The organism is Blautia parvula (assembly GCF_020215665.1).
Classification (GTDB): domain Bacteria; phylum Bacillota; class Clostridia; order Lachnospirales; family Lachnospiraceae; genus Blautia; species Blautia celeris.
Genome location: NZ_CP084061.1, coordinates 1,556,216 through 1,570,441, shown reverse-complemented (window position 1 = coordinate 1,570,441; position 14,226 = coordinate 1,556,216). Strand labels below are relative to the sequence as shown.

Annotated in this window: 11 protein-coding genes; 9 read left to right on the top strand and 2 right to left on the bottom strand. The window is 49.0% G+C overall.

The genetic code is table 11. The annotated features are described in order from the left end of the window. Nucleotides 1-33: 33 nt before the first annotated feature. Complete coding sequence (locus LC508_RS07415; RefSeq protein ID WP_033139727.1) at nt 34-756, bottom strand: YesL family protein; 723 nt, start codon at nt 754-756, stop codon at nt 34-36. A gap of 67 nt (nt 757-823) precedes the next feature. Continuing rightward, entirely contained in the window at nt 824-2,104 is a 1,281-nt protein-coding gene (locus LC508_RS07410; RefSeq protein ID WP_033139726.1) for an HlyC/CorC family transporter, read from the bottom strand. A gap of 278 nt (nt 2,105-2,382) precedes the next feature. Here LC508_RS07410 and LC508_RS07405 point away from each other — a divergent pair, with 278 nt between their 5' ends. The 9 genes from LC508_RS07405 to LC508_RS07365 all read left to right on the top strand — a co-directional run bounded on the left by LC508_RS07405 (nt 2,383) and on the right by LC508_RS07365 (nt 14,225). Then, nucleotides 2,383-4,356 (top strand): hypothetical protein, encoded by a 1,974-nt coding sequence (locus LC508_RS07405; protein ID WP_146051667.1) that lies wholly within the window; start codon nt 2,383-2,385, stop codon nt 4,354-4,356. A 58-nt stretch (nt 4,357-4,414) separates the two neighbouring features. After that, entirely contained in the window at nt 4,415-4,789 is a 375-nt protein-coding gene (locus LC508_RS07400) for a TIGR04086 family membrane protein (protein WP_033139724.1), read from the top strand. 138 nt (nt 4,790-4,927) lie between these two features. Next, nucleotides 4,928-5,068 (top strand): six-cysteine ranthipeptide SCIFF, encoded by a 141-nt coding sequence (gene scfA / locus LC508_RS07395; protein WP_015541285.1) that lies wholly within the window; start codon nt 4,928-4,930, stop codon nt 5,066-5,068. 131 nt (nt 5,069-5,199) lie between these two features. Next, nucleotides 5,200-6,558 carry a thioether cross-link-forming SCIFF peptide maturase gene (scfB, locus tag LC508_RS07390; RefSeq protein WP_033139723.1) on the top strand — a complete coding sequence of 453 codons (1,359 nt, stop codon included), beginning with the start codon at nt 5,200-5,202 and terminating at the stop codon, nt 6,556-6,558. Between the two features lie 49 nt (nt 6,559-6,607). Next, the gene (gene secD, locus LC508_RS07385; RefSeq protein ID WP_103731306.1) at nt 6,608-8,842 is read left to right on the top strand and encodes a protein translocase subunit SecD; all 2,235 of its coding nucleotides are present in this window, start codon (nt 6,608-6,610) and stop codon (nt 8,840-8,842) included. Between the two features lie 70 nt (nt 8,843-8,912). Then, on the top strand, nt 8,913-10,628 hold the full coding sequence (recJ, locus tag LC508_RS07380; RefSeq protein WP_033139721.1) for a single-stranded-DNA-specific exonuclease RecJ: 1,716 nt from the start codon (nt 8,913-8,915) through the stop codon (nt 10,626-10,628). 101 nt (nt 10,629-10,729) lie between these two features. After that, on the top strand, nt 10,730-11,254 hold the full coding sequence (locus tag LC508_RS07375; protein WP_033139720.1) for an adenine phosphoribosyltransferase: 525 nt from the start codon (nt 10,730-10,732) through the stop codon (nt 11,252-11,254). 17 nt (nt 11,255-11,271) lie between these two features. After that, nucleotides 11,272-13,581: a RelA/SpoT family protein gene (locus LC508_RS07370; protein WP_033139719.1), complete on the top strand. Its 2,310-nt coding sequence runs from the start codon at nt 11,272-11,274 to the stop codon at nt 13,579-13,581. Nucleotides 13,582-13,592: 11 nt separating this feature from the next. Beyond that, nucleotides 13,593-14,225, top strand: coding sequence for an MBL fold metallo-hydrolase (locus tag LC508_RS07365; RefSeq protein WP_033139718.1), 633 nt, complete (start codon nt 13,593-13,595; stop codon nt 14,223-14,225). The last annotated feature ends 1 nt before the right edge of the window (nt 14,226 follow it).

The window sequence follows — 14,226 nt, the reverse complement described above, 5'->3', positions numbered from 1 at the left end:
CGGAAAGTTCATTCCGGCACGCTTTGGAGGATTTTATTTCTTTTCTTCTATCTCTTCTATAACATCCTGTTTGTCAGGGGTTATTTCTTCCGGTACGGTATAATCGTCAGGATTTCCCTGCTCTTCCTCCTCCTGAGGCTCATACTTTGCAAAGACCTTGCGGAATATGTAGGAGTTGCAGAAGGCGATAAAGGAAAGTCCGATCAGGAACCAGAACAGGCTTCCGTAAACCAGTGTGGTGGAGTTGAACATGGTGATGAACACGATTCCCACCGGAATACAGACAACCAGAACCGTATGGGGCAGGTTCAGAATACTGATCAGCAGCGCGTTCTTGAGCGTGTTTTTTACGTTGTTCTCAAATCTTGCCACATAGGGGAAAACGTAGGTCATCAGCAGCAGGTAGAAAGTTATCACAACGCCTACCAGGATGCGGAATATGTTCTTCATATTGTCGGGCAGAAACTGTGTTGCCTTGTAATCTGCGAAGATCAGCAGGCCAAGTACCGCCAGAAGCAGCCAGATAATCGTGGATATTTTGAAGTTCTCCTTGAAAGCCTTTAAGAAGCCTTTGAAGATATAAGATTCTTCCCCCCTTACCATTTTCAGGGTAACAGAGTACAGCGCAGTGACAGATGCTCCTATGGTTACAATAGGAATGCAGCATATCAGGCACATAAAATTTAAGATCATCAGGTCACATACGCGGGACAGAAACCGCATAACCGGGCTGTCCATGTTAAAAAAACCGCTCATAATTCTTTGTTGTCCTTTCCATTTGTTGTTCTTATGGCAGATGTCCGGGATTTCCTCCCGCTGCCGGTCATTCTTCTTCGGGCTGTTCCTGTATCTCAGGCAGGAAAATGTGTACAGCCTCGATTCTGTTTTTTTCTACCTTGTCCACAACCAGGCGCACATGGTCCGGGGTTGTGATACTTTCCCCGGGCTCCGGGAAGCGGTCAAGCTGTTCGATGATATACCCGCCGATGGAATCATAGTCCTCAGATTCGATCTGCACGGGAAGCACTTCATTTAAATCATCCAGTCTCGCGGCCCCAAGTGCCACGTATTCCCTTCCGGGAATGATCTCCGTTAAGTCATCCTCCTCGGTGTCATCGTATTCATCGTGGATATCCCCCACAATCTCCTCCAACAGGTCCTCCAGGGTGATGATTCCGGCAGTGGCGCCGTACTCGTCCAGAACGACAGCGAAAGAAACGCTCTCTTCCTTCATTTCCACCAGCAGTTCAGAGGTCTTCTTGTACTCAAAAGTAAAGTAAGGCTCCCGCATGATCTCTTTTAAAGAGAAATTATCCCTGGACCCCATAAGCAGCAGGTCTTTGACATTGACGATGCCTACCACATTGTCGGTGGTATCTTCGTAGACCGGGAACCGTGTATGCTTTTCCTCCCGGAACATGGAAATCAGGTCATCATAGGAACTTCCGATATCCGCGAAAGCCACATCAATGCGGGGAACCATAACATCCTTGGCCTGGGAATCCCCAAAGTCGAACACATTATATATCATCTGGCGTTCCTCGCTCTCAATGACGCCCTCCTCGTGGCTGACATTGACGATGGTACGCAGCTCGTGCTCTGTGATCCGGTTGCCCTTTCCGCTTTGGTCCACGCGCAGCAGAGACAGCACGCCGTCGGAAAGCTTATTTACAATATAGATGACCGGTGTGAGAAGCACCATCAGTCCGTGGATGGGGCCGGCGTAGGAAAGTGCAAGCCGTTCCGCGTTGAGGGTTGCCATGGTCTTCGGCGTGATCTCACCGAAGATCAGGATCAGCAGTGTCAGTACACCGGTGCATATACCCACTGCGGCATTGCCGAACATGCGGATAGCCATGGATGTGGCAAGGGAAGAAGCCCCGATATTGACCAGGTTGTTGCCGATCAGAATCGTGCTGAGCATCTTTCCGGAATTGCCTGTTACCTTCAGAAGGGTTTTTGCCTTCTTATTTCCCTGTTCGGCCAGGGTCTGGATACGAATTTTGTTTGCGGTTGTCATAGAAGTTTCTGCGGATGAAAAGAATGCCGAGAGGCATATAAGTACAATCAAGACGAGAAACTGTATGGCGTCACTGGAATCCAATTAAATTTCAACTCCTTTGTAATATAAAATTATATTAAGAAATGATACATGATTTTGGGAAGGATTGCAAGTATCGCAGAAAAAATAAAAAAATTGAATTTTAGGGGTGTCGAAACAAACAGAAATATGCTATAATGTCTCCGATAGAGGCATGATGATTATGCCTAAAGAAAGAGTACCGAAATTGTCTAATTTGCACAATGTGCAGAAACACAATTTTTACATATAAAAGATACATAGCAGACCACGACGAGATAGATTTTAAAAAGGGGCAGATTATGAAGAAAAATTACAGCGGAAATAACAGCAGATCATATAAGAACAGAATCCTGAAGACAACTCTCGGCATTACACTGGCAGCCATGCTGGTGGTACAGGGAGCGGGCACCGGCATGCACATGGGATTATCCCAGGTGGCAGCAGCGGAGCAGACGGACAATGCGGCAAAGCTAAAAACTGTCTATGTAAGCGGCAGCGGTAAGAAGAGCGGGGACGGCACCTCCAAGGATACGGCGGTTTCCAGCTTTGAGAAAGCCAAATCCCTGGCAGCCGACAGCGCGACCATCCTGGTATGCGGAACCATCACCATTTCCGGTGAGACAAAGCTCACCATGCCCTCCGGGATCACAGTCAAGCGTGCGGACGGTTTCAGCGGACCGATCATAAAGGTGGAGGGAAGCGGTAAGCTTACCTTGTCTTACGGTTGGCTGAGCGCCTCCGATGTGGATACCAAGAGCGCCAATCTGGGCGCCGATGCCTTTGTAGTGGGTGAAAAGGCAAAAGAGGAGAACAAAGAAAATCAGGAACAAAAAAAAGAGGATAACACCTCAGAGGATAACAGCGCAGATAAAGATGCGGTAAAAGAGGATACAAAAGAAGAGTCTAAAGAAGAGGCAAAAGAGGAACAAAAGGAAGAACCCAAGGAAGAACCCAAGGAGGAGGCACCGGTTAAAAAGCAGGAAGCACCTGCGGTGACGGTACCGGACAGCATGACCATGAAGGAGCCGGCCACACTGGAGTCCATGTTCATGGGAGACGGTTTCAACGGTGACGGTACCTTCCGTTTCGCGGAGCCTGAGAAAGTGCCGGATACCTATGAGAGCACCCATCAGATCATCTTTACGCCCAATGACACGGAGACATATGACTATTCCGGAGTCCCGGGCTGGAGCGCGGAGGGGCAGCAGGTGGTTCGAAGTGTGACCGTATATGTGGAGTCTCTGAAAGCGCCGGAGTCTTCTGCGGAAGAAAAAGAGGAGCCGAAGAAGGAAGAGGCCGAAACAGAGGAACCCAAGCAGGATACGGACAGCGGCAAGACTGACCAGGCTGAGAAGCCTGCAGATGACAAGGATACGGATGCCGATAAGAAAGACACAGACAAGACGGAAAAGCCCGTAGAAGATAAAAAGGATGCAAAGGACAAGAAAGAGGACGCATCCAAGAAGGAAGAGACCAAAAAAGAAGAGTCAGCCAAAAAGGATGACGCATCCAAAAAAGAAGAATCCTCCAAAAAGGAAAACACAGATAAAAAAGAGAATATATCATCGAAAAAGGAGTCTTCCGAAAAGGCAGAAAAAGAACCGGTGGGCAGCCTTTGGGACAAGGCCACAGATGTGAAAGTATCCGGTGATTTTATTCCCTCTTATGTAGAAGTCAGGGTATCCCTGAATACAGATGTGGACAGTCTGCCGGCAGCGGATATTGAGCAGATTCTCCAGGCATATGAGATTGAACTCTGGGATCTGAAAGCAGATAAAGAGTACAAGATTCCGGATGGCAAAAAGGTGACGGTATCCATTCCGGTGCCAAAGGACGCAGATCTCTACAAAAAGCTGGTGATCGGACATTATATGGAAGAGACCGGCAGTTATGAATATTTCACACTGGGAAGCAATATGAATGTTTCAGGCGGATACCTGGTATTTGAAACCGGCTCCCTGAGTCCTTTCAATGTAGGCGGCAGCCAGCTTGTGGGAATCGGAACACAGAGCCCCAACCATAAGCCTACAGTACCGTCAGCCGGCACAACAGGGAACGGCGGCAGTTCTTCCATCAACAAGAACGGCGGAAACAATGGTTCCTCCACAGTGAAAAAGCCAACCAACACCTCCATTAAGAAAAACAACGGAGCAGTGGTGGTAAACCCCAGAACAGGCGATGAGTCACCGATTCTTACCTATGTGCTGGTGGCAGCTGCGGCAGTCATTGTTGTGGTGGTCCTTTTAGTCTTGGGTAAAAGAAAAAAGAAATGATTACATAGTAATACATCAGAATGCCCTCCCATATATATACATATGGGAGGGTTTCTTTATGGAGCAGACAGTTGCAAAACAATCAAAACCTCTACTGATGATGAAGGCGCTGCTGGCAGCTTACCTGGCAACCGGCCTTATGCTGCTTCTTCTGGCGCTTCTTCTGTACAAGATGGGACTGGGAGAAAACCAGGTGAACCTGGGTATCCTGATTATTTACATAGTGTCCTGTTTTCTGGGAGGCTTCTATCTTGGAAAAAAAGTAGGAAACCAGAGATACCTGTGGGGAATGGCGCTGGGGATTGGCTATGCAGTGCTTCTGACCGCAGTCACATTTTTGACGGAGCATCAGATATCCGCTGATTTTAAGGAGATGGCAGTCACCTATTTTCTCTGTTTTCTGGGAGGCGCCCTGGGCGGTATGTTGTCGTGAGAGTTCCGCTTGCAGGAACCGGGATAGGTTCACTTGAATTACGAAAGAAATACTTGCCTTGCCGGTTATAGATATGCTATAATAGCCACAAGCGTGCAGACGCATAGAATTACATTTAAGCACAGGGAGGAATATGTCATGGAACATATCAAAACATTAAATACAAAAAACTTACAGAATACAGTAAAAAAAGGCGGTTGCGGTGAGTGCCAGACATCCTGCCAGTCAGCCTGTAAAACATCCTGCACAGTAGGAAATCAGAGCTGCGAGAATAAATAACAGGAACTGCGCTTCACGAACTTCCTGTTATCAAGAATAATTTGCTGTCATAGGAAGACATCAGAAGCAGCGGTATAAAAGCCGCTGCTTATTCATTGTACGGCATACTAAGAGAAGAAAGGAAAAATACTGTGATTCATCGTTATAAAAATAATGGATACAACATTGTACTCGATGTAAACAGCGGTTCCGTGCATGTGGTGGATGAGATTGTCTACGACATGGTCGGTCTGCTGGATGAGGGAAAAAGTGAGGAGGAGATACTCACTGCCCTGAAAGACAGGTATCAGGAGGAAGATATTAAAACTGCTCTTGAGGAATGCGCGGTGCTCAAAAAAGAGCAGATGCTGTTTACAGAGGATGTGTACGAAAAAGCAATCGACAGTTTTAAGGACAGGCCCACAGTGGTGAAGGCTCTCTGCCTGCATATTGCCCACGACTGCAACCTGGCCTGCCGTTACTGTTTTGCGGAGGAAGGGGAGTATCATGGACGCAGGGCCATGATGTCCTATGAAGTGGGAAAACAGGCGCTGGATTTTCTGATCGCCAATTCCGGCAACAGGAAGAACCTGGAGGTGGATTTCTTCGGCGGGGAGCCGCTTATGAACTGGAAGGTGGTCAAAGACCTTGTGGCCTACGGCCGTTCCCAGGAAAAGATCCACAACAAGCATTTTCGCTTTACACTCACAACAAACGGCGTCCTGCTCAATGATGAGATTATGGAATTTGCCAACAAAGAGATGGACAACGTAGTGCTCAGTATTGACGGCCGCAGGGAAGTCCATGATTTTATGCGTCCCTTCCGAAAAGGAGCGGGCAGCTATGACCTGGTGGTACCGAAATTCCAGAAATTTGCCGACAGCAGAGGGCAGAAGAAATATTATGCCAGAGGTACCTTTACCCGTCATAACCTGGATTTTTCCAAAGATGTGCTCCATCTGGCGGACCTGGGATTTGAACAGATTTCCGTGGAGCCTGTGGTGGCGGATGAAAAAGAAGAATATGCGCTTCAGTGGGAGGATGTCCCGAAAATCTGTGAGGAGTATGACAAGCTGGCAAAAGAGATCATCAAGAGGGAAAAAGAGGGAAGAGGCTTTAACTTTTTCCACTTTATGATAGACCTGACGGGAGGTCCCTGTGTGTATAAGCGGCTTTCCGGCTGCGGTTCCGGAACCGAATATCTGGCTGTGACACCATGGGGTGACCTGTATCCCTGCCATCAGTTTGTCGGTGAGGAAAAATTCCTCATGGGCAATGTGTGGGACGGTGTACAGAAACCGGAGATCCGCGATGCGTTCAAAGAGTGTAATGTATATGCAAAGGAAAAATGCCGGGAGTGCTTCGCCAGATTTTACTGCAGCGGCGGATGTGCGGCAAATTCCTATAATTTCCACGGCTCCATCAACGATGTCTATGACCTTGGCTGTGAACTGCAGCGCAAGAGAGTGGAATGTGCCATTATGATAAAAGCCGCTTTGGCAGAACAATAGCATACATCATGACACACATAAAGACTAAAAGTAAAGAAGGGAAAGAACAATGAAGAAAAGCAGAGGTATTCTCGTACTTGTGCTGACGGTTCTGATTACCGGTTTCCTGGTATTCACCTCCGCAGTCGGACTGGGTCCCACCGGAACAGGTGCCGCAAAACACATTAAGACCGGCCTTGATCTGGCAGGCGGTGTCAGCATTACATACGAGGCGTCAAAGAAAAACCCCACAGACGATGAGATGGCGGACACCATCTACAAATTACAAAAACGAGTGGAGCAGTACAGCTCCGAGGCCCAGGTTTACAAAGAGGGTACAAACAGGATCAACGTGGAAATCCCGGGTGTTACGGATGCCAACCAGATTCTGGAAGAGCTGGGAAAACCGGGCTCCCTGTATTTTATTGCCCACAAGGGTTCTGACGGTTCTGAGAACTACACCTTTAACGGCACAGAGTATGTTCTGAACAAGACTATTGAGGAACTGCAGAAGGATGGTTCCATTGTCCTGACAGGTACAGAGGTTAAGACAGCAAAAGCTGCCATCATTGAAAACGATTTAAAGAACAAAGAAAATGTGGTGGACCTGACTCTGACAGAGGAGGGAACCACAAAATTCGCGGAGGCCACAAAAGCTGCCTTTGAGGACAGCCATGACAGCATTGGTATCTACTATGACGGCAAATTCGTCAGTGTACCCAATGTAAACGCGGAGATCAAAGACGGCAATGCCCAGATTTCCGGTATGAAGGATTCTGCTGAGGCTGAAAACCTGGCTTCCACCATCCGTATCGGTGGTCTGAAGCTGGAGCTGAGCGAGCTTCGTTCCAACGTGGTTGCCGCACAGTTAGGTGAGGAAGCCATTGCCAGCAGTGTGAAGGCTGCAGGGATCGGACTTGCACTTGTTATCCTGTTCATGATCTTCGTATACAGGATTCCCGGTCTTGTATCCGGCATTGCGCTGATTATCTACACATGCCTGGATCTCATATGCCTGAACGCGTTTGACCTGACACTGACTCTGCCGGGTATTGCAGGTATTATCCTGTCCATCGGTATGGCGGTGGATGCAAACGTCATCATATACGCCCGTATCCAGGAGGAGATCGCCCTTGGAAGAAACGTGCGGACTGCCATCCAGAACGGATTTCAGAAAGCGTTCTCTGCGATCTTTGACGGCAATATCACTACGCTGATCGCGGCGTTTGTGCTGAACTGGCTTGGCTCCGGTACAGTAAAAGGTTTTGCACAGACACTGGCACTCGGTATTGTTCTGTCCATGTTCACCGCGCTGGTAGTTTCCCGTTTCATTGCCTATGCCATGTTCGCTGTGGGAATCCGCGACGAAAAGTTCTACGGCAGAAAGAAAGAGAGACAGCCGGTCCGCTTTTTACAGAAGAGAAAAATCTTCTTTGCGGTTTCTATCATTCTGGTTCTCTGCGCTCCCATTGCCATGGGCGTGTTCAAAGCCAGCACAGGGGATGCGCTGAAATACAGCCTGGAGTTCAAAGGCGGTACATCCACCAATGTGACATTTCATGACAATATGGACATCAAAGAGATTGACGCAAAGGTAGTTCCCATTGTGGAAGAGGTTACCGGTGACAACAATGTGCAGGCCACAAAGGTGGTGGGCACCAACCAGGTTATCATCAAGACCATCACACTGGATGTTAAGACAAGAGAAGCTCTTAATAAGGCCCTGGTGGACGAGTTTGATGTGGAAGAAGATCTGATCGCAACCGAGAGCATTTCCTCCACTGTCAGCAATGAGATGCGTGCTGACGCGGTGAAGGCAGTGGTGATCGCCACGATCCTTATGCTGCTGTACATCTGGCTGCGTTTCAAGGATATCCGGTTCGCCAGCAGTGCGGTTGTAGCTCTGCTTCACGATGTGCTGGTAGTTCTGGCTTTCTATGCAGTGGCCAGAGTATCTGTGGGCAACACCTTTATCGCATGTATGCTGACCATTGTGGGTTACTCCATCAATGCCACGATCGTTATCTTTGACCGTATCCGTGAGAACATGGCAGTGTCCAGAAAGAAAGCGGATCTGGAGGAACTGGTCAACAACAGTATCACACAGACTCTGACAAGAAGTATCTATACTTCACTGACAACCTTTATCATGGTGTTCCTGCTGTTCGTGCTGGGTGTTTCCTCTGTAAGAGAGTTTGCCCTGCCGCTGATGGTCGGTATTGTGTGCGGCGGATATTCCTCCGTGTGCATCACAGGCGCTCTGTGGTATGTCATGAAGACAAAAATCAAAAAGAAAATGGCTTAAAATGGGGAAGGGGTGCTGCAGCGGCAGCGCTCCTTTCTTTTAAAATAGAAGAAGACGGAGAGTACAGCAGATGGAAAAATGGGTGATTTCCGCCAAGAAAGCGGATTTTTATGAGATAAGCCGGAAGTTCGGCGTGGACCCGGTCATAGCAAGACTGATACGGAACAGGGAACAGATAACAGATGAGGAGATCGACAGATATCTGCATGGAAAGCTTACGGGCCTTCACTCCTGGAAGCTGTTAAAGGGAATGGACACAGCTCTTGACATTCTGATACATAAGATCAGGGAAGGAAAAAAGATCAGGATCATCGGGGATTACGATATTGACGGCATCTGTTCCACCTATATTCTGCTCATTGGCCTTCGCCGCGCAGGGGCCTGTGTGGATGTGGATATTCCGGACAGGATGAAAGACGGATACGGCATCAGCAAAGAACTGATCGACCTGGCTTTGGCGGCAAATACAGACACCATTGTGACCTGCGACAACGGCATCAGCGCCCTGGAGCAGATCGCTTACGCCAAAAGCCTCGGCATGACCGTGGTGGTGACAGACCATCATGAGATTCCCTATGAGGAGCAGGAGGACGGCAGTGTGAGGACCTTTGTCCCGGACGCGGATGCCATTGTAAATCCAAAACAGCAGGACTGCCCTTATCCTTACAAGGGGATCTGCGGGGCCATGGTAGCCTACAAGGTCATCTGCGGCCTTTATGAGCGGATGGAAATTCCTGCTTCAGAGACGGAGGAACTCATTGAATTTGCAGCCATCGCCACCGTGGGGGATGTGATGGACCTGCAGGATGAGAACAGGATCATGGTAAAAGAAGGGCTGAAAAGAATCATGCACACGCAGAATCTGGGATTAAAAGCTTTGATTCATGTCAATAATCTGGATGACAGGCCTCTTACCGCTTACCATATCGGCTTTGTTATCGGTCCCTGTATGAATGCCAGCGGGCGCCTGAGCACAGCCAAAAGAGCGCTGAACCTGCTTCTGTGCCGTGACCGGGAGGAAGCGGCAGCTCTGGCGGCGGATTTGAAAGCACTCAACGACAGCAGAAAGGATATGACAGCAAAAGGTGTGGAGGAAGCGGCAGAGATGGTGGAGAACACATCTCTTCATGAGGACAGGGTACTTGTCATCTACCTTCCCAAGTGTCATGAGAGTCTGGCAGGCATTATCGCCGGCCGTATCCGGGAGCGATACAGCAAACCGGTATTTGTCCTTACAAAAGCGGAGGAGGGGGTCAAGGGCTCCGGCCGCTCCATAGAGACCTACCACATGTTCAGGGAACTTACAAAATGCAGGGAGCTGCTGTCAAAGTTCGGCGGACATCCCATGGCAGCGGGGCTTTCCCTTCCTGAGGAAAATGTGGAGCCTTTCCGGCAGATGCTCAATGAAAATTGTACTCTTACAGAGGAGGACATGGCACAGAAGGTGCTGATTGACGTGCCCATGCCCATTTCTTATGTGAACATGCCTCTGATACGCCAGCTTTCCCTGCTGGAGCCGTTCGGCAAGGGAAACACCAAGCCTCTGTTTGCACAGAAAAACGTCCGCATTGAGAACTGCCGCGTCTTCGGAAAGAACAGGAATGTGGTGAAGATGAAGCTCTTTGACGAGAACGGATGTGAGGCACAGGGCGTGTGGTTCGGAGAGGGGGATGCCTTTGTGGAGCGGATAAAAGAGAAGCCCAGATGGTCTGTTGCATACTATCCATCCATAAATGCCTATAATGGCAGGGAAAGTATTGAAATTATCGTTCAAAATTACATTTGATTATGTTAAAAAAAGATGATATACTAAAGACTACACCCAAAATCTGAGTATAGTTGACATATAGTGAGATAATTTGATGAAACTAAAGGCAGGAGAGAGTTATGAAGAAGATTGAGGAATATGTGCGCAGTATCCCGGATTTTCCTGAGCCGGGAATCATTTTCAGAGATGTGACCAGCATATTGCAGGATGCGGATGGATTTGCACTGGCGGTGGATTCCATGCAGGCCCTTTTGGACGGCGTGGAGGTGGATGTGATTGCCGGCGCGGAGTCCAGGGGCTTTATATTCGGGGCACCTATTGCCTACAATTTACATAAGCCCTTTGTACTGATACGAAAGAAGGGGAAACTGCCCTGCGAGACCATTGAGAGCAGTTATGAGCTGGAATACGGAAGTGCAACCATAGAGATGCATAAGGATTCCATCACACCGGGACAGAACGTGGTGCTGGTGGATGATCTGATTGCCACAGGCGGTACCATTGAAGCGACAGCCAGAATGGTGGAGGAGCTTGGAGGGAAAGTGGTGAAGATCATAACCCTCATGGAACTGGCCGGACTCAATGGCAGAGAGCGTTTAAAAGATTACGATGTGGCTTCCGTTATATGTTATGAAGGTAAATAGAAATCAGGTGATGGCAGATGGAGAAAAGTAAAGAGGCAACACTTCTGGATGATGAATTAGCGAAAATTAAAAAGGCAGATGCAAGTGTGAAGACAATGGAAGATTTTACAAGCCCTTCTGTTTTGTATGAAGAGCTTATTTCCAGTGTGCAGAAGTACCATCCCTCCACCGATATATCTATGATTGAGAAGGCTTACCGGATTGCAAGAGATGCCCATGAAGGGCAGGTGCGCAAGTCCGGCGAGCCTTATATCATTCATCCCCTCTGTGTGGGGATCATCCTGGCGGATTTGGAGCTTGATAAGGAGACGATCGTGGCCGGCCTGCTCCATGATGTGGTGGAAGATACGGTCATGACCACGGAGGAGATCACCCAGGAGTTCGGCGCAGAGGTGGCCCTTTTGGTGGACGGCGTCACCAAGCTGGGCCAGTTGAACTACTCCGCCGACAAGGTGGAGGTCCAGGCAGAGAACTTAAGAAAAATGTTCCTTGCCATGGCGAAAGATATCCGAGTCATCCTGATAAAGCTGGCCGACAGGCTGCACAATATGAGGACACTGAAATACATGCCTCCCCACAAGCAGAAGGAGAAGGCAAGGGAGACCATGGACATCTATGCTCCCATAGCCCAGAGACTCGGTATTTCCAAGGTGAAGATCGAGCTGGACGATCTGTCCTTAAAATATCTGGAGCCGGAAGTCTACTACGACCTGGTGGAAAAGATCAACCTGCGCAGAAGTGAGCGGGAAGCCTTTGTAAGCGAAATCGTGAACGGCGTCCGGGATCAGATCGAGAATGCAGGCATTCACGCCCAGATTGACGGGCGTGTAAAGCATTTTTTCAGTATATATAAGAAGATGGTCAACCAGGATAAGACCTTGGACCAGATTTATGATTTATTTGCGGTCCGCATCATTGTGGATACGGTGAAGGACTGCTACGCATCTCTGGGAATCATCCATGAGATGTACAAGCCAATTCCTGGCCGGTTTAAGGACTACATTGCTATGCCAAAGCCCAATATGTACCAGTCACTGCACACCACATTGATCGGACCAAACGGACAGCCTTTTGAGATCCAGATCCGTACCTTTGAGATGCACCGCACCGCGGAATACGGTATTGCGGCCCACTGGAAATACAAGGAGGCATCAAACAGCAGCAAGGCAAATGTGACCCAGCAGGAAGAGGAGAAGATGAGCTGGCTGCGCCAGATCCTGGAGTGGCAGCGGGATATGTCCGACAACAAGGAATTTTTAAGCCTCTTAAAAAGCGATCTGGACCTGTTTTCCGAGAGTGTGTACTGCTTTACTCCGGCAGGAGATGTGAAGACACTGCCGAACGGCTCCACTCCCATTGACTTTGCCTATAATGTACATAGTGCGGTGGGCAACAAGATGGTGGGTGCCAGAGTGAACGGAAAGCTGGTTCCCATTGACTATGTGATCAAGAACGGAGACCGGATCGAGATCATCACCTCTCAGAACTCCAAAGGACCAAGCCGCGACTGGCTCAAGGTGGTGAAGAGCACCCAGGCCAAGAACAAGATCAACCAGTGGTTCAAACAGGAGTTAAAAGAGGACAACATTTTAAAGGGCAAGGATATGCTCACCCAATATGCCAAGCTAAAAGGCATCGGACTGGGAAATCTGACAAAGCCCAAATACCTGGAATCCGTTATGAAAAAATACGGTTTCCGTGACTGGGATTCCGTACTGGCGGCTGTAGGACACGGCGGTCTGAAGGAAGGCCAGGTCATCAACAAGCTCCTGGAGATTTACACGAAGGACCACAAGAGCGAACTGACAGACGAGAAGGTGCTGGAAGCCGCGGAGGAGAGTAAAGATAAACTGCACATCCGCAAAAGCAAGAGCGGCATTGTGGTGAAGGGGATCCATGATGTCTCCGTCCGGTTTTCCAGATGCTGCAACCCTATTCCCGGCGACGAGATCGTAGGCTATGTGACAAGGGGACGCGGCGTTACCATCCACCGCACAGACTGTATCAATATCATCAATATGTCCCTGGAGGACAGGGAGCGCCTGATCGATGCTGAATGGCAGGCAGAGAGCGTAGGCGACGGGGAGCAGTACACGGCGGAGATCAATGTGTATGCCAATAACCGCACCGGTCTTCTGGTTGACATTTCCAAGATCTTTACAGAGAGGAAAATTGATATCACGTCCATGAATACCAGAACCAGCAAGCAGGGACGTGCCACCATTAACATTGCCTTTGACATTAAGAGCAAGGAAGAACTGGGCAGCCTGGTGGAAAAAATCAGACAGGTAGAGAGCGTCCTGGATATCGGGCGTACTACCGGCTAAGGAGTCGAGATATGAAGAATCTGAACCTGAGAGGAATTGTGGTTGGTCCGGTCATGACCAACTGCTATTTCCTGAAAAATACACAGAGCGGGGAGATCCTTGTGGTTGACCCCGCAGCTGAGGCGGAGCGTATCTGCCGTACGATTGACCGGATCGGGGGAAAACCGGCAGGGATACTCCTGACCCACGGACACTATGACCATATTATGGCAGTAAGTGAGCTGCAGAAAAAGTGGCAGGTGCCTGTCTATGCGGCGAGAGCGGAGGAAGAAATGCTCACAGACCCCCGGTTAAATCTGTCCGCATCCTGGGAGGGCACCAATTGCACTGTGAAGGCGGACTGCTTTCTGGAGGATGGGGATGTTTTTGAACTTGCGGGTTTTCAGATAAAAATGTACCTGACTCCCGGACACACGGAGGGGTCCTGCTGTTATTATATCGAAGACGAAGGTGTGCTCATGAGCGGGGACACCATTTTCTGTGAAAACTGCGGCAGATGTGATCTGCCCGGCGGCAATTTTGCGAAGATGCAGGAGAGTTTGAATAAGATCATCAACCATTTACCTGAGGATGTGAAGATTTACCCCGGACACGGGGAGGAGACCAGCATCCATCATGAGCGATCATATAATCCCTATCTATAAA